This is a genomic window from Sphaerisporangium perillae, assembly GCF_023276435.1.
In the GTDB taxonomy this organism is placed as follows: Bacteria; Actinomycetota; Actinomycetes; order Streptosporangiales; family Streptosporangiaceae; genus Sphaerisporangium; species Sphaerisporangium perillae.
Genome location: NZ_JALLPO010000016.1, coordinates 1 through 16,805, shown reverse-complemented (window position 1 = coordinate 16,805; position 16,805 = coordinate 1). Strand labels below are relative to the sequence as shown.

At 70.3% G+C, this 16,805-nt stretch carries 13 protein-coding genes; 8 read left to right on the top strand and 5 right to left on the bottom strand.

The window, feature by feature from the left end; genetic code table 11:
- Positions 1-89: 89 nt before the first annotated feature.
- Positions 90-1,025: a heme o synthase gene (locus MYF83_RS17070; protein ID WP_372500177.1), complete on the bottom strand. Its 936-nt coding sequence runs from the start codon at positions 1,023-1,025 to the stop codon at positions 90-92.
- Positions 1,026-1,437: 412 nt separating this feature from the next.
- On the opposite strand from MYF83_RS17070, the gene tkt reads away from it, so the two are divergent.
- The 6 genes from tkt to pgl all read left to right on the top strand — a co-directional run bounded on the left by tkt (position 1,438) and on the right by pgl (position 10,029).
- On the top strand, positions 1,438-3,549 hold the full coding sequence (gene tkt, locus MYF83_RS17065) for a transketolase (RefSeq protein ID WP_279339658.1): 2,112 nt from the start codon (positions 1,438-1,440) through the stop codon (positions 3,547-3,549).
- Between the two features lie 12 nt (positions 3,550-3,561).
- Entirely contained in the window at positions 3,562-4,671 is a 1,110-nt protein-coding gene (gene tal / locus MYF83_RS17060; protein WP_248961397.1) for a transaldolase, read from the top strand.
- A gap of 141 nt (positions 4,672-4,812) precedes the next feature.
- The gene (locus MYF83_RS17055) at positions 4,813-6,444 is read left to right on the top strand and encodes a phosphoglucose isomerase-related protein (RefSeq protein ID WP_248961396.1); all 1,632 of its coding nucleotides are present in this window, start codon (positions 4,813-4,815) and stop codon (positions 6,442-6,444) included.
- Positions 6,444-8,150 (top strand): glucose-6-phosphate dehydrogenase, encoded by a 1,707-nt coding sequence (zwf, locus tag MYF83_RS17050; RefSeq protein WP_248961395.1) that lies wholly within the window; start codon positions 6,444-6,446, stop codon positions 8,148-8,150. The genes MYF83_RS17055 and zwf overlap by 1 nt, the downstream gene beginning before the upstream one ends.
- Before the next feature lie 121 nt (positions 8,151-8,271).
- Positions 8,272-9,168 carry a glucose-6-phosphate dehydrogenase assembly protein OpcA gene (locus MYF83_RS17045; RefSeq protein ID WP_279339672.1) on the top strand — a complete coding sequence of 299 codons (897 nt, stop codon included), beginning with the start codon at positions 8,272-8,274 and terminating at the stop codon, positions 9,166-9,168.
- An 87-nt stretch (positions 9,169-9,255) separates the two neighbouring features.
- Entirely contained in the window at positions 9,256-10,029 is a 774-nt protein-coding gene (pgl, locus tag MYF83_RS17040) for a 6-phosphogluconolactonase (protein ID WP_248961393.1), read from the top strand.
- Positions 10,030-10,170: 141 nt separating this feature from the next.
- Here the strand turns inward: pgl and add are convergent, their stop codons facing one another.
- Together add and MYF83_RS17030 are read right to left on the bottom strand one after the other, a co-directional pair.
- Entirely contained in the window at positions 10,171-11,196 is a 1,026-nt protein-coding gene (add, locus tag MYF83_RS17035) for an adenosine deaminase (protein WP_248961392.1), read from the bottom strand.
- Positions 11,197-11,278: 82 nt separating this feature from the next.
- Positions 11,279-12,055, bottom strand: a complete 777-nt coding sequence (locus MYF83_RS17030; protein WP_248961391.1) for a class I SAM-dependent methyltransferase — start codon at positions 12,053-12,055, stop codon at positions 11,279-11,281.
- A gap of 71 nt (positions 12,056-12,126) precedes the next feature.
- Here MYF83_RS17030 and MYF83_RS17025 point away from each other — a divergent pair, with 71 nt between their 5' ends.
- Positions 12,127-12,705, top strand: coding sequence for a CGNR zinc finger domain-containing protein (locus MYF83_RS17025; protein WP_248961390.1), 579 nt, complete (start codon positions 12,127-12,129; stop codon positions 12,703-12,705).
- Here the strand turns inward: MYF83_RS17025 and MYF83_RS17020 are convergent.
- Positions 12,702-13,421, bottom strand: coding sequence for a hypothetical protein (locus MYF83_RS17020; RefSeq protein WP_248961389.1), 720 nt, complete (start codon positions 13,419-13,421; stop codon positions 12,702-12,704). The genes MYF83_RS17025 and MYF83_RS17020 overlap by 4 nt on opposite strands.
- Positions 13,422-13,797: 376 nt before the next feature.
- On the bottom strand, positions 13,798-14,322 hold the full coding sequence (locus tag MYF83_RS17015; RefSeq protein WP_248961388.1) for a MarR family winged helix-turn-helix transcriptional regulator: 525 nt from the start codon (positions 14,320-14,322) through the stop codon (positions 13,798-13,800).
- A gap of 151 nt (positions 14,323-14,473) precedes the next feature.
- On the opposite strand from MYF83_RS17015, the gene MYF83_RS17010 reads away from it, so the two are divergent.
- The gene (locus MYF83_RS17010; RefSeq protein ID WP_248961387.1) at positions 14,474-15,448 is read left to right on the top strand and encodes a quinone oxidoreductase family protein; all 975 of its coding nucleotides are present in this window, start codon (positions 14,474-14,476) and stop codon (positions 15,446-15,448) included.
- Positions 15,449-16,805: the final 1,357 nt, after the last annotated feature.

Sequence of the window (16,805 nt, the reverse complement as noted above, 5' to 3'; positions counted from 1 at the left end):
ATCACACATAGGATGACCGAAACAGTCAGATACGGGCACGATTTCGGAAGGCCGCCCCGCCTTCGTCCCGCCCGGACGCCCGCCCGGGCTCACAGCAGGGAGTCGACCGCCACGGCGAGGAAGAGCAGCGCCAGGTAGGCGTTGGACCAGTGGAAGAAGCGCATGGGACGAAGCGCGACGCCGGTCTTGCCGGCATTCAGGCGGCCCAGCAGGCGGTAGACCTCCCACAGGCACATGGCGCCGAGGGCGGCGGCCACTACCGCGTAGAACGGCGTGGTGCCGGCGACCGGCCACAGCAGCAGGGAGCACAGCACGGTCGCCCAGGTGTAGGCGACGCTCTCCAGCACGACCCGGCGCTCGCCGGCGACCACCGGCAGCATGGGCACCTTGGCGGCGGCGTAGTCCTCGCGGTAGCGCATGGCGAGGGTCCAGGTGTGCGGGGGCGTCCAGAAGAACACCACGCCGAACAGGACCACCGGTGCCCAGTCGATCCGCCCGGTGATGCCGGCCCAGCCGATCAGCACGGGCATGCAGCCCGCGATGCCGCCCCAGACGACGTTCTGCGAGGTGCGGCGCTTGAGCAGCATGGAGTAGACGAAGACGTAGAACAGGATCGCGGCGAGCGAGAGCCCCGCCGCCACCCAGTTCACGGTCAGGCCGAGCCCGAGGGTGGACAGCACGCCGAGCACGACGCCGAAGATCAGCGCGTTCCTCGGTGTGACCTCGTGCATCGCCAGCGGGCGGCGCCGGGTGCGGCGCATGGTGGCGTCGATGTCCCGGTCGATGTAGCAGTTCAGCGCGTTGGCGCTGCCCGCCGAGAGGGTACCGAAGACAAGAGTGGCCACGGCGGTCCACAAAGGAGGCAGGCCGTGGGCGGCGAGGAACATCACCGGGAGCGTCGTGATCAGCAGCAGTTCGATGATCCGCGGCTTGGTCAGCGCGACGTAGGCCCGCACGGTGGCGAGCGTCGATCGGCGCGCGGCCGAGAGCGAGGCCGTCGGTGGCTTGGGCGTCAGCACCGTCAAGGCGCTTCCAGCGGGTGCGGGGTCAACGCGTAACCTCTGATTAGAGCGGATCCGTGATTGCGGGCATGAGCCAACGCTGAGGACTCACTGTAGTGCGGGGAGTGTCCGGTCCCGGCATCGGGGGCGAATGCCGCGTGAGCGGGTGGCTCGATCAGGCGCTCATCCTCGCTGGTGAACGGCCCGTCGGCGCACCGATGGCCCGGTCCGTGGCCCGTGGGGAGGATCACGTTCCAGACCGCGTCCATAGGGCAAGGTTGTAAGGACGCGAGCGCCGCATTCCCCGGCCGCATCCCCGGACATGGGATGCATCTACGGTGGGGGGATCGACCCATTAAGGTCCGGTGTGGGGAGGAAGACCAGACCGGACGGGCGCGAGCCGAACCGGCGCCAATGACAATAGGAGACCGAGCAGTTGAGCAGCGAACTCGTGCGAGACCTTGAGTGGAGCGACCTCGATCGGCACGCGGTCGACGTCATACGGGCGCTCGCGATGGACGCGGTGGAGAAGGCGGGCTCGGGGCACCCGGGCACCGCGATGAGCCTGGCGCCCGCCGCCTACCTGCTGTTCCAGCGCGCCCTGCGCCACGACCCCTCCGACCCGGCGTGGACGGGGCGTGACCGCTTCGTCCTGTCGGCCGGCCACTCCAGCCTCACCCTCTACATCCAGCTCTACCTCTCGGGGTACGGGCTGACGCTGCACGACCTGGAGTCGCTGCGCCAGTGGGGCAGCCTGACCCCGGGGCACCCGGAGCACGGCCACACGATCGGGGTGGAGACGACCACCGGGCCGCTCGGCCAGGGTCTCGGCAACGCGGTCGGCATGGCCATGGCCGCGCGGCGCGAGCGGGGCCTGTTCGACCCCGGCACCGAGCCCGGCGCCAGCCCGTTCGACCACCGCATCTGGGCGATCGCCTCCGACGGGGACATGGAGGAGGGCATCAGCCACGAGGTGAGCGCGATCGCGGGCCACCAGAAGCTGGGCAACCTCAACGTCATCTACGACGACAACCACATCTCCATCGAGGACGACACCGCGATCGCCCTGTCGGAGGACGTCGCCAAGCGCTTCGAGGCGTACGGCTGGCACGTGATCAACGTCGACTGGACCAAGACCGGCGAGTACGTCGAGGACGTCGAGGAGCTGTACGCGGCCTACCGTGCGGCCATCGAGGAGACCGACCGGCCGACGCTGATCAAGCTGCGCACGATCATCGGCTGGCCCGCACCGCACAAGCAGAACACCGGCAAGATCCACGGCTCCGCGCTGGGCGCCGACGAGGTGGCCGCCACCAAGGAGGTCCTCGGCCTCGACCCGGCCAAGAGCTTCGACGTGCCCGACGAGATCCTGAAGCACGCCCGCGAGGTCGTGGAGCGCGGCCGCGCCGCGCACACGGAGTGGAACAAGGGGTACGAGAGCTGGCGGGCCGCCAACCCCGAGCGTGCCGCCCTGTTCGACCGCATGAGCGAGCGCAAGCTCCCGGCGGGCTGGGAGGAGGCCCTGCCGACCTTCGAGGCGGGCAAGTCGGTCGCCACCCGCAAGGCCTCGGGCACGGTGCTGAACGCGCTGGCCCCGGTGCTGCCCGAGCTGTGGGGCGGCTCCGCCGACCTGGCCGAGTCCAACAACACCACGATGGAGGGCGAGCCGTCCTTCATCCCCGAGGAGCACCAGACCAAGGCGTTCCCCGGCAACAGATACGGCCGCACGCTGCACTTCGGCATCCGCGAGCACGGCATGGGCGCGATCCTGAACGGCATCGCCCTGCACGACGGCACGCGACCCTACGGCGGCACGTTCCTGGTCTTCAGCGACTACATGCGCCCGGCCGTGCGCCTGGCCGCCCTGATGGGGCTGCCGGTCACCTACGTCTGGACGCACGACTCCATCGGCCTCGGCGAGGACGGCCCGACGCACCAGCCCATCGAGCACCTGTGGGCGCTGCGGGCCATCCCGGGCCTGGACGTGGTCCGCCCGGCCGATGCCAACGAGACCTCCGGCGCGTGGAAGGCCGTCCTTGAGCACACCGACCGCCCGGCGGCCCTGGCGCTGACCCGGCAGAACCTTCCGGTGTACGAGGGCACGGCCGACTTCGACAAGGTCGCCAAGGGCGCCTACGTCCTCCAGGAGGCCTCCGACGGGCAGCCGCAGGTGATCATCATCGGCACCGGCAGCGAGGTGGAGCTCGCCGTCGGCGCGCGCGAGCTGCTGGAGGAGCAGGGCATCACGGCCCGCGTGGTGTCGATGCCGTGCGTCGAGTGGTTCCAGGCCCAGGACGACGCCTACAAGCAGACGGTCCTGCCTCCGGCGGTCCGCGCGCGTGTCGCCGTGGAGGCGGGAATCGGCCTGGGCTGGCGGCAGTTCGTAGGTGAGGAGGGTGAGGTCGTGAGCCTTGAACACTTCGGCGCCTCCGCGCCGTACAAGACGTTGTACGAGCAGTTCGGCCTCACCGCCGAACGTGTGGCCGCCGCCGCCAAGGGCAGCCTCGCCAGGACCGGGGCCGACAAGGGCCAGACAACCGGAAACTAGGGAACCTTAGTCATGAGTGAAAATCTGAAGCGCCTGACCGACCAGGGCGTGTCGATCTGGCTCGACGACATCAGCCGCGAGCGCCTGCGCAGCGGCAATCTCGAAGCGCTGGTCCGCGACAAGCACGTCGTCGGCGTGACGTCCAACCCGACGATCTTCGCCTCCGCGCTCAGCAAGGGCGACGCCTACAACGGCCAGCTCCGCGACCTGTCGGTACGCGGTGTGGACGTGGGCGAGGCGGTCAGGGCCATCACGACCTATGACATCCGCTGGGCCGCCGACGTGCTGCGTCCCGTATTCGACGCGACCGGCGGCGTGGACGGCCGGGTGTCCATCGAGGTGGACCCGCGCCTTGCCACCGACACCGCCGAGAAGACGGTCGCCGAGGCCAGGGCGCTGTGGTGGCTGGTGGACCGCCCGAACGTGCACATCAAGATCCCGGCGACCGTCGAGAGCCTGCCGGCGATCACCCAGGCGCTCTCGGAGGGCATCAGCGTCAACGTCACGCTGATCTTCTCCCTGGAGCGCTACCGCGCGGTGCTGGAGGCCTGGCTCACCGGCCTGGAGCGCGCGAAGGCCGCCGGCCTGGACCTGTCGAAGATCGAGTCCGTGGCGTCGTTCTTCGTCAGCCGCTTCGACACCGAGATCGACAAGCGGCTGGAGAAGATCGGCACGCCCGAGGCGCTCGAGCTGCGGGGCAAGGCCGCGATCGCCAACGCGCGCCTGGCGTTCGCCGCCTACGAGGAGGTCGTCGCCGGCCCGCGCTGGGAGGCCCTGAAGGCCGCCGGAGCCCACCCGCAGCGCCCGCTGTGGGCGTCCACCGGCGTCAAGAACCCCGCCTACCCCGACACCATGTACGTCGACCAGCTGGTGACGGCCGGCACGGTCAACACCATGCCGGAGAAGACCCTCGACGCGGTCGCCGACCACGGCGCCATCGACGGCGACACCGTGCGATCGCGCTACGAGGAGGCATGGGACACCATGGCCGCACTGAAGCAGGTGGGCGTCGACTACGACGACGTCGTGCGGGCATTGGAGGAGGAAGGCGTGGACAAGTTCATCGTCTCCTGGAAGGAGCTGCTCACGACGGTCGAGTCGGAGCTGGCCAAGGCCGGCTGACGGGCATCTCCCCTGGATCCAAGGCAGGCCGGCCGGCGTTCATGAGCCGGCCGGGCCCGCAACCCGGCCGGCCGGGCACCCGAGCGGCGCCCGGCACGGAAGGCATCCGCCGGCCGGCCCTCGCGAGGAGAAAACTTTAGGATGGATATGTCCGTAACGTTCGGTGACGAGGCGGTAGCCGAGCAGGCCTCGGCGGCCGTGCGGAAGCTCGTCGAAGAGGGCGTGCCACAGGCGCTGGCCGCCGGCGACCCCAGCCTGTGGGGGCCGGAGGCCGAGGAGGAGGCCAAGCTCCGGCTCGGCTGGCTGAACCTCCCGGTCACCTCTCGCGAACTGCTCCCCGAGATCGGCAAGCTGGTCGAGCGCGTCCAGGCCGAAGGGCTGGAACACGTGGTGCTCTCCGGCATGGGCGGCTCCTCGCTGGCCCCCGAGGTGATCTGCGCCACCTTCGACGTGCCGCTGACCGTCCTGGACACCACCGACCCCGGCCAGGTGCGGCGGGCGCTCGCCGACCGGCTGGGCCAGACCGTCGTGGTGGTGTCCAGCAAGAGCGGCTCGACCGTCGAGACCGACAGCCACCGGCGCATCTACGAGAAGGCCTTCCGCGACGCCGGCATCGACCCGGCCGACCGCATCGTCGTCGTCACCGACCCCGGCTCGCCGCTGGAGCAGACCGCGATCGAGTCCGGGTACCCCGTGATCCTCGCCGACCCCAACGTCGGAGGCCGCTACAGCGCGCTCACCGCGTTCGGCCTTGTGCCGAGCGCGCTGGCCGGAGCCGATGTGGCGCGGCTGCTCGACCAGGCCGAGGAGGTGCGCCCGAGCCTCGCCGAGACCGAGGGCAACCCCGGGCTGGAGCTCGGCGCGGCGATCGGCGCGGCGGCCCTGGCAGGCCGCGACAAGCTGCTGCTGGACGACAGCCTCTCCGAGATCAACGGGCTGCCCGACTGGACCGAGCAGCTGATCGCCGAGTCCACCGGCAAGCAGGGCAAGGGCGTCCTGCCGGTCGTCGGCATCGACCCCACCGACGCCCCCGACGAGTTCATCGCGGGCATCGACACCGAGGGCGGCGTGCAGGTCGAGGGCCCGCTCGGCGCGCAGTTCCTCGTCTGGGAGTACGCCACGGCCATCGTCGGGCGGATGCTCGGCATCAACCCCTTCGACCAGCCGAACGTCGCCGAGTCCAAGGAGAACACCGCGCGCATCCTGCGCGAGGCCGGCGACGGCCCGCTGCCGACCGGCGCCCCGGTGATCGTCGACGGTCCCGTGGCGGTGTACGGCGACATCCCCGAGCACGTCAGGGACCTCTCCGACGTCTTCACCATGCTGCTCGAGAGCATCCCCGAGCGGGGATACCTGGCGATCCTGGCCTTCCTCGACCGCGAGGCCGCCTTCGACGTGCCGGTCCCCGAGGAGGCGTCCTTCGAGGAGATCACCGACATCTGGGCGGCGCACGACCCAGCCAGCCTGCAAGGGCTGCTCTCGGTCAGGACCGAGCGGCCGGTCACCTTCGGCTGGGGTCCCCGCTACCTGCACTCCACCGGCCAGTACCACAAGGGAGGTCCGCAGAACGGCGTCTTCCTGCAGATCACCGGTGCCGTGGAAGAAGACCTCGAGGTCCCGGGCAAGCCGTACACCCTGGGCAGGCTGGAGCTGGCCCAGGCACTCGGCGACCTGGACGCCTTGCGCCAGCGGGGGCGTCCGGTCGTCCGCCTGCATCTGACAGATCGCGAGGCCGGTGTCCGGCACCTGCTCACCGCCGCACGGGAGGTTTGATGAACGACAGCGAGCAGCCGGGCTCGGACGGCTACGATCCGACCGGGCCGGCGAACGCGCCTGCCTTGTCGGTCCACGAGGTCGAGCTCGCCATCCCGGCTGAACAGCCGCAGAAGGTCGCCCCGGACGACTCGCTGACCGCGGCCCAGGCCGTGGCGAGCACCGCCACCACGATCGAGGTCGCGGAGGCGAACCCGCTGCGCGACCCCCGCGACAAGCGGCTGCCGAGGGTGGCCGGCCCCTGCGTGCTGGTGATCTTCGGTGTGACGGGCGACCTGGCCAGGCGCAAGCTCCTGCCCGCGATCTACGACCTGGGCAACCGCGGGCTGCTGCCTCCGGGGTTCTCCCTGGTGGGCTTCGCCCGGCGTGACTGGGCCAACCAGGACTTCGCCCAGATCACCCACGACGCGGTCAAGGAGCACGCCCGCACTCCCTTCCGGGAGGAGGTCTGGAAGCAGATCTGCGAGGGCCTGCACTTCGTCCCCGGCTCCTTCGACGACGACGGCGCCTTCGACGCGCTGGCCATGGCGCTGAAGGAGATCGACGAGACCCGGGGCACCGGCGGCAACTACGCCTTCTACCTGTCGGTACCGCCGAAGGCCTTCCCGGTCGTCGTCGAGCAGCTCAAGCGCACCGGCCTGTCCAAGCCGCCCGAGGGGGCCTGGCGCCGGATCGTCATCGAGAAGCCGTTCGGGCACGACCTGCAGAGCGCCCGCGAGCTCAACAACATCGTCGACTCCGCCTTCAAGCCCGACTCGGTGTTCCGCATCGACCACTACCTGGGCAAGGAGACCGTCCAGAACATCCTGGCGCTGCGGTTCGCCAACACCCTGTTCGAGCCGATCTGGAACCGCCGCTACGTCGACCACGTGCAGATCACCATGGCCGAGGACATCGGCGTCGGCGGCCGGGCCGGCTACTACGACGGCATCGGCGCGGCCAGGGACGTCATCCAGAACCACCTGCTCCAGTTGCTGGCGCTGGTGGCCATGGAGGACCCCACGGCCTTCGGCGCGGCGCCGCTGCGCAGGGAGAAGGAGAAGGTCCTGGAGGCCGTCACCCTGCCCGAGGACCTGGGCCTGGCCACGGCGCGGGGCCAGTACACCGAGGGCTGGCAGGGTGGCGTGCCGGTCAAGGGGTTCCTGCAGGAGGACGGCATCCCGCCGGACTCCACGACGGAGACCTACGCCGCCGTGAAGCTCGAACTCGCCAACCGGCGCTGGGCGGGCGTGCCGTTCTACCTGCGCACGGGCAAGCGGCTCGGCCGGCGGATGACCGAGGTCGCCGTGGTGTTCCAGCGGGCGCCGCACCTTCCGTTCAGCAAGACCGACACCGAGATCCTCGGGCACAACGCCCTGGTGATCCGCATCCAGCCCGACGAGGGCATCACCGTGCGGTTCGGGTCCAAGGTGCCCGGCACGGCGATGGAGGTCCGGGACGTCAACATGGACTTCGCCTACGGCGAGGCGTTCCTCGAGTCCTCCCCCGAGGCCTACGAGCGGCTGCTGCTGGACGTGCTCATCGGCGACCCGCCGCTGTTCCCGCACCAGCGGGAGGTGGAGCTGTCGTGGAAGGTCATGGACCCGATCGAGGAGTTCTGGGCGGCCGGCAAGGAAAGGCCGGAGGGGTACCCCGCCGGCACCGGCGGCCCGTCGTCGGCCGACGAGCTGATGGCCCGCGACGGCCGCGCCTGGAGGAGGCTGTGATCGACGTGCACGAGGCAGGACCCGGCGGCGCCACGAGGCCCGGCGGCGCTCCGGCGCGGCCATGCGGTGCCGGGGCGGGGCTCGCAAACGGAACGCGGGAGGCGCTGTGACCACTTTCCTCATGGGCTCGACCACGGCCTCTGACATCTCCTCGCAGCTCACCCGCCTGCGCCACCAGGTCGGAGCACCCGCCGTCGGCATGGTGCTGACCCTTGTGGTGGTGTCCGACGAGAGCCACCAGTACGACGCGGTGCGCGCGGCCTCCGAGGCCTCGCGCGAGCACCCGTCGCGCATCCTCGCGGTGGTGCCGAGGGAGCGCGAGGAGGCGACCCGGCTGGACGCCGAGATCCGCGTCGGCGAACTCACCACCGGGGAGGTCGTGCTGCTGCGCCTGTACGGGGAGCTGACCGAGCACGCCGACTCGGTGCTCGCCCCGCTCCTGCTGCCCGACATCCCGGTCGTGGTGTGGTGGCCGGGCAACGCTCCGAAGGTGCCGGGGAAGGACCCGGTCGGGTCCTTCGGCCAGCGCCGCGTCACCGACGCCCGCTCCGCGCCCGACGCGATCGCGGCGATCAGGAGCCGGATCGACGGCTACACGCCGGGCGACACCGACCTGGCCTGGACGCGCATCACCCCCTGGCGCAGCCTGCTGGCCGCGGCGTTCGACCTGCCCGTCGGCAAGGTCCTGGACGGTTACGTCGAGGCCGAGCCCGGCCATCCGAGCGCCGCACTGCTGGCGGTGTGGCTGTCGGAGAAGCTCGGCGCCCCGATCAAGGTGACCGAGTCCAAGGGGCCCGGCCTGACGGCGGTGCACCTGCGAGTTGAGGAGGGCGAGGTCGTGGTGGAGCGGCACGACGCGCGCACCGCCACCCTCATCCGGCCGGGGCAGCCCGACCGGCAGGTCGCGCTGGCTCGCAGGCCGACCTCCGAACTGCTCGCCGAGGAGCTGCGGCGCCTCGATCCCGACGAGGTGTACGCTTCGGCGATCAAGCGCGTCGCCGACTACGCCGGCTCCTGACCCGGCAACCCGACACCCCCATATGCCCCGATATTTCGGCGTATGGAGGGTGTTGGGGGCATCCGCTATCGAAGGACGGTTGTTCCCGTGAGTGTTCCCTCGGTCCTGATCCACCGGGACGCCGACGTGCTGGCCAAGGCCGTCGCCGCGCGTTTGATCACCGGCCTGGCCGACGCCCAGGCGGCCAAGGGGTCGGCGCACCTGGTGCTGACCGGCGGCGGCATGGGCACGGCCAGCCTGGCCGAAGTGGCGGCCACCCCGGCGCGTGACGCGGTGGAGTGGCCGCGGCTGGACATCTGGTGGGGTGACGAGCGCTTCCTTCCCAGCGGCGACCCCCAGCGCAACGAGACCGGCGCCCGCGAGGCGCTGCTCGACCGGGTCGACGTCGACCCGGCCCGGGTCCACCCGATGCTCGGGCCGGACTCGGGCCTGACCGCCGAGGAGTCGGCCGAGCAGTACGCCGAGGAGCTTCGCAAGGCGGCAAGGCCCGAGGACCACGGGCCCGTGCCGTCGTTCGACATCCTCATGCTCGGCCTCGGCCCGGACGGCCACGTGGCCTCCCTGTTCCCCGAGATGCCCGCGGTGTACGACCAGCGCCCGGTCGTGGCCGTCCACGGCGCCCCCAAGCCGCCGCCGACCCGCATCACGATGACCGCCCCCACCATCAGGGCGGCGCGCGAGGTGTGGGTGATCGTGGCCGGCGAGGACAAGGCGGGAGCAGTACGGCTCGCCCTGCAGGAGTCGGGCCCCTTCCAGGTGCCCGGCGCCGCCGCCAGAGGCCGGCTGCGCACGCTGTTCCTCCTGGACCGCGCCGCCGCCTCCAAAATCCCCCCCGACCTGACCCGCCGCGCCTCCCCCTGACGCCCCTGATGGGTCCCGACCGCTCAGGCCCACCTAGACGAGCCGTTCGGCGGTGAGAACAGGTTTGCTCAACGAGAACCGCGTGCCATCGGCGGAGGTGGACAAGGCGAAGGCGTTGTAGAGGGTGCGCCGTACCACGAACTACCGGGCGCTCTGGGCGATCTCGGCGATGATCGCCTGCTTGGCCGCCTGGTCGAGGAAGGACGCCTCCACGGCGTTGCGGGCGAGCGCCGAAAGTTCCGCCGGCTCCAGGCCGAAGACGCGGGCCGCGACACCGTACTCCTCGTTGAGCGTGGTGGCGAACATGGGCGGGTCGTCGCTGTTCAGGGTGACGAACAGTCCTTCGGCGAGCAGCCTGGGCAGCGGGTGGGCGGCGATGTCGGGCACCTGGCGGGTGCGGACGTTCGACGTCGGGCAGACCTCCAGCGGGATCTGCGTCTCCTTGAGATGCGCCATGAGCCGGGGGTCGTCCACGCAGCTGATGCCATGGCCGATCCGCTCCGCGCCGAGCCCTTCGATGACCTCCCAGATCGTCTCCGGCCCGGTCATCTCGCCGCCGTGCGGCACGCTGTGCAGGCCGGCCGCGGTGGCGGCTCGGAAGGCGTCCCTGAAGGCGTCGCGGTGCGGCGGCCGCTCCTGCTCGATGCCGGCGAGGCCGAAGCCGACCAGCGCCTCGGGCGGCTCGGACAGCGCGTGGTCCAGAGTCGCCCGCGCGGCCTCGGCCCCGTACTCGCCGGGGATGTCGAAGATGTAGCCGACCCGGACACCATGGCCCGCGGCCTGGCGCGCCGCCACGTCCAGCGCCTCGGTGATCTCCCGCATCGGCATGCCCATCCGCTGATGGGAGTACGGCGTGACCGTCAGCTCGACATAGCGGACGTTCTGCGCGGCCAGGTCGCGTGCGGCCCCGGTGACCAGGGTGGCGACGTCCTCCGGCTCGCGCACCAGGCCGTTGACACCTCCGTAGACCTCGGCGAAGTGCGGGAAGTCGCGGAAGACGTAGAAGGCGCGCAGCTCCTCCTCGGTGGAGGGAACCCGGCTGCCCGGGTGCCGCCGGCTGAGTTCCAGGACCGTCGGCACCGAGGCGGACCCCACCAGGTGGACGTGCAGCTCCACCTTGGGCAGTGCGGCGATGAACGCTTCCAGGGATGTGCTGCTTTCCGTCATGGTGCCCGACCTTAAACAGCGAGATCGCGCCGGCGAAAGCAGAGCCGCTGGAATCTCACACGAATGTGTCAGCTTTTGCCGATCACGGGTGGACGGCGCAGAGGAGCCGGTTGTTCCCGTTCTGCCACAGCGTGCCGATCTCGGAGAAACCCGCCTCGCGCAGCGCGGTGACGTGCGTGGACAGGTCTCCGGACTCCGAACCGTGGTGCTCGGCTGCTCTCCGGCGCGCGCGCTCGTCACAGACCTCGGCCAGCAGGGGATCGGCGCCGACCGCGTCCCACCACTGGCGCCAGTCCTCCGGCATGCCCTCGCGGAAGTGCCGCCGGGTCGCCCGGTCGTGGATCGCGTGCTCCAGCTTGGCCAGGGCCGGGGAGACGTCGGCGACCTCGAAGTGGTCGCCGTTGAGGAACAGGCCGCCGGGCCGCAGCAGCCGGGCCAGCTCGGCGAGCATCCCGCGAAGCTCCCGCTCCGGCAGCCAGTGGAGCGCAGTCGTGCTCATGGCCACGTCCACCGGCCGCTCCAGCCCGAGGGCCGCGCTCCACCCGGCGGCACGCAGGTCGAGATCCTCGAAGCGCAGCCCGGACCTGTCCTGGTGGGCGGCGCGGCCGAGCGCCAGCAGCAGAGGGTCGGTGTCGACCGCGACGACGGTGGCCTCGGGAAGGCGGTCGAGCAGGCGGGCGGCGAGCGATCCGGGGCCGCAGCCGAGGTCGAGCACCAGCGGGTCGGACCGCCCGGCGCCCGCCTCCACCGCGTCGATCATGGCGGTGAAGCGCGCCTCCCGGTCGGGCAGGTAGCCCTCCTGCTGGCGGTCCCACCGGCTGATCCAGTCCTGCGCCCGCTCACGAGGAAGAATGGACATGAGAACTCCCTGTAACTGTCGTATAGACTTTCGCCAGTCACAAGATAGAACGTGAGGATGTAACCGGTCAAGTGAACTTCAACAGTCACTCGGACACCGTGGTGGCCATCGCGGCCGCTCTGGTGAACACGCTGACGGCCGGCGAGGCGCGCGGCCGCGCGTACGCGCCGCCACCCGAGGGCCCCGCGCTGCGCGCCGCCGTCACCGACGCCCTGAGCGCCGGCGGCCGGCGCACCCGCGAGGCGACCGACGAGGAGGCCGCCGAGCTCACCGGCGTGGCCGCCGAGCTCCGCGTGGTGTTCGACGCGGTGGAGGCCGGCGACGTGGACGCCGCGGCCGGCCAGGTGAACCGCGTCCTCGACCGCACCCAGGCACGGCCCCATCTGGAACGGCACGACGGCGAGCCCTGGCACCTGCACTTCCACGGCAGGAGCAGTTCCACGGGCGACGACTACGCGGCGGCATGCGCCACCGGCCTGGCCATCGTGCTGGGAGGCGAGCTGTACGACCGGCTCGGGGTCTGCACGGCGCCCCATTGCGACCGCGTCTTCGTCGACACCTCCCGCAACGGCACCCGCCGCTTCTGCTCCACCCCCTGCCAGAACCGCGTGAAGACCGCCGCCTTCCGCGCCCGCACCCAGCAGCCCTAGATTCGGCGATGGTCGCCGCCGTCCCGGAGGATCACGCGGTTCCATTGCTCGCGGCCAGGCCCGTGAGAGGGGTGGAGCGCGAATTGCGACGTTCTTTTCCCATAGTGCGGTACCTGGCTCGTGCCGGCGAAATCCTGCGGCGCTTCTTCCAGCAAGGATCCGGCGCCCACGCATCGCTCGCCCACGTATTTCTTAGGGCCGCAGAAACTGAACTCGACGGGCAGCCGCGATTCCTGGCGGTGTCCATTGCTCGTATAGGTGACGATGAGTTCAGGGCTGAAGCCGGTGGCCTCACCGGTGTGGGACACCTGCACCACCAGCTCGGAGAACCGCTGGTCCAGGGAGTCAGGCGGCCGGCAGACCTCCGTGACCGCACGCGGTCCTTCGGGGATCCCCTTGTCCCGCAGGGTGATCGGCTGCCCACCTCCGGTCCCGTTACTCGCGGCCGGCCTGTAAGCGGGGCGGAGCGCGAAGGATTCGAGCCGGATCCCGCCCTGCGGGTTCTCGAAGCGGACGCTCTCCACCACGACCGTGCCACGACGATCCAGGCATAGCGGCATGTCCCCGAACAGATACGGCTGTCCGGCAACGCTTTTCCACATGCCGGTTCCGAATCCCCCATCACCTTCGAGGGAAGGCCGGGTCTGGTCGGCGTCCGCGCAGCCCAACGCCATGATCACAGCCGTGCACAGGAGGGTCTCGCGGAGGTTTCTCATATCGATCCCCCTGATCGGGTCGCCGGGAAACTATTTCTCGCCCGGAGGACGGCCAAGATGCTTATTAAATCCGGGCGATCCAATGAATACCGGCGCCCGATGTGCCGGCCACGAAGACCCTGGTCACCCGGTGAAAGCACTGGAAAGAATCGGCACGATATCATCGCGGTCAAAGCACGGCATCGTGGAAAACCCGTATATGATCACGCCGGGTGCCGGGTGCCGGGTGCCGGGTGCCGGGTGCCGGGTGCCGGGTGCCGGGTGCCGGGTGCCGGGTGCCGGGTGCCGGGTGCCGGGTGCCGGGTGCCGGGTGCCGGGTGCCGGGTGCCGGGTGCCGAGCGCCGAGCGCCGAGCGCCGAGCGCCGAGCGCCGGCGCTCAGGAATGCTTGCCGAGATCCGCGATGGAGTCGACGTACTTCAGCAGGAGGCGCGCGAAGTCCAGCCGGTCGCGCTCGGCCCAGTCGCGGGTGATGTACTCGAACGCCTGACGCTGGTGGCGCCGGAAGTTCGCGAGCATCCCGGCCCCCTCGGGGCTCAGCCGCAGGATCGTCCGCCTGCCGTCGAGCTGCGAGGCGGCCCGCACCAGGTATCCGGCGGAGATGCAGTCGGAAACCATCCTGCTGGCCACCGAGGGGTCCACCGCGAGGCGCTCCCCGACGACGCCGACGGTGATCTCCTGACCGCGGTTCTCCGCGCCCTCTTCCACGATGTTGAGGACCAGGGTCCTGGTCATGTCCTTGCGCGAGACGGGGTTCTCGACGTCGAGGAGCACGGTGCGCCGCAGCCGCGAGAAGGCGGGCCCCACCGCGTCGAGCAGCGCCGCCGCCTCCGCGTCCTGGTTCCCGCCCGCGGGGGTGCCGTCCTTCCCGCTTCCGGACGCCTTCCCTCTCGTGGACGTCATGCGGCCAAGTCTAGGCGTGTTGACCTTCACGCAGACATGCGTATATTTACAAATAGATGCATGACTGCATGCATATGTAACCCGGAATCGCCGGGCGGAGCGTGGGCCGAGGCCCGCAGCTCGATCGCACTTCCCCCTTTGGGAGAGCGCAATGCGAATCGTTCGTCACTACGAGCACGGGGACCCCTCGGTGCTGCGTGTCGAGGAGGTGGACAAGCCCGAGCCGGGCCCGCGAGAGGTCCTCATCCGTACCGAAGCGGCCGGCGTCAACTTCGCCGAATGCCAGCGCCGGCAGGGCGTCCCCATGGGCGGCCCGGCCGAGCTGCCCGGGTCACCCGGCGGCGACGTCGCCGGCACGATCGAGGCCGTCGGCCGGGACGTCACCGGTCACCGGCCCGGTGACCGCGTGGTGACCGGTGTCGCCAGGGACGCCTACGCCGAGTACGTCGTCACCGACGGCGCCCGGTTGTTCCGGGTTCCCGACGGGATCGACGCGGCCCAGGCCACCTCACTGCCCATTCCCGGGCAGACGGCGTACCACGTGATCGTGACGGCCGCCCGGCTCCAGCCGGGCGAGACCGTCCTCATTGACGCCGCGGCGGGAGGGATCGGGCACCTGCTCGTCCAGCTCGCCAGGGAGATCGGCGCAGGCACCGTGATCGCGACCGCGAGCGGCGCGGCCAAGCTGGACTTCGCCAGGTCGCTCGGCGCCGATCTCGCCTTCGACTACGACCAGGAGGGCTGGGACGACCTGGTCATGGCCGCCACGGACGGCAAGGGTGTCGACGTCGTCCTGGAGACCGTCGGCGGCGACGTCTTCCGCAGGAGCATCCCGCTGATCGGCCAGTTCGGCCGGATGGTGGCCTACGGCACCGCCGGCGGCGAGGTCCCCTCCATCAGCGTCCTGGACGTGATGGACAACAAGGCGATCATGGGCTTCAGCATGTGGGGCGTGATGCGGAACCCGCGGCTCATGGCCGACGGCGCGACCGCCCTGCTCGACCTCGTCGGTTCCGGCAAGGTACGACCCGTCGTGCACGCCCGGCTCCCGCTGGACGACGCCGCCAAGGCCCACGAGCTGATGGAAGCACGAACCCAGCTCGGCCGAGTCGTCCTAGAACCGTAACCCACACCGCCCAGGCGTAACGGGGTGAGGCGGGCCCGAACACAAAAGGCCCGCCTCACCCCACCGATCACCACTTACCGGAACGTCACCGGACGAGACCGGGCCCGACCCGACAGGCCCGCCTCACCCCACGGATCATCTCTTTCCGGGCGCCGCCCAAGCCTGTGACTCGGCCCCTGGCGCACCTGGCTCACCCAGCGCTCTTCCTCCAGGTGGTCACCGGGTCCAGCGCCACCGTGTCCGGCCTCATCCTGCTGCCGATAATGCTCGGCCTGGTCGCCTCGTCGGTGGTCAGCGCGCGCGTCGTCCACCGTACGGGGTCCTACAAGTGGTACCCGGTGGGCAGCATGGGCCTCGGCATCCTCGCCGGTGTCATATCAGGCTCCAACGATCATGCACCCGTGATCAAATGCCACCGGCGATCGCGTCACCGCACCTGCGCTGGGACTGTACACAGAATGGCCCTGTCTCTCGATGGTGATCTATTGGACAGACCCGATCGTCCCCCACGTCGAGCGCCGCGTGGGCGAACATCCGAACCGCGCGAGACCAGCCCCTCCCACACGCCGACCTCCCCAACCCATCCGGCATCGTGACCCCCCGTGATGGGCGAACATCCGAACCGCGCGAGACCAGCCCTCCCACACGCCGACCTCCCCAACCCATCCGGCATCGTGACCCCCCGTGATGGGCGAACATCCGAACCGCGCGAGTCCAGCCCTCCCACACGCCGACCTCCCCAACCCATCCGGCATCGTGACCCCCCGTGCCCATCCGGCATCGTGACCCCCGTGATGGGCGCCGCGTCGGCGAGTGGTGGTATGGCGATGCCGGCGCCCCCGTACGGCGGATGACCGGCCCGGCGAACGCCCGTCGCGGTACGACTCGAACCGTTAGGCCACGAGCATCTGGTCATATCGCTGCGCGAACTCCGAGGACTCCCCCGCGACCTCCCGCAACGCCGCCAGTTCCTGCAGAGTCCGCCGGGATCCGCCCACTAGGGCGTGTTCGGAGTTCCGATCTTTTAAGTCGCCGCAGCCGAATCCCGGAAGATCCACCTTTGTCGACCTGACAGACGATCAGGAGCCATGATCTCTGCCGCCTACCAGCGGAGATTACTCCCGATACCGTCAGGCCAGCACCTCCCACTTGCGGAAACAGGATGGAAACTACTCAGCGGGTCTCAAGAGAGCTTCCGCAATCAGATAGCGCCGGATTCCGTTTGGTTTCACAGCGCAACAACAATCTACAAATTGTTACCTTGACGAGGTTCCGCCGTTCGAGCCCGCACAGGCGACCGTGCGGGGCTTGTCGCGTTCCGGGGATCACGACTCTGCGGTGAGGCGCTCTGCCTGGG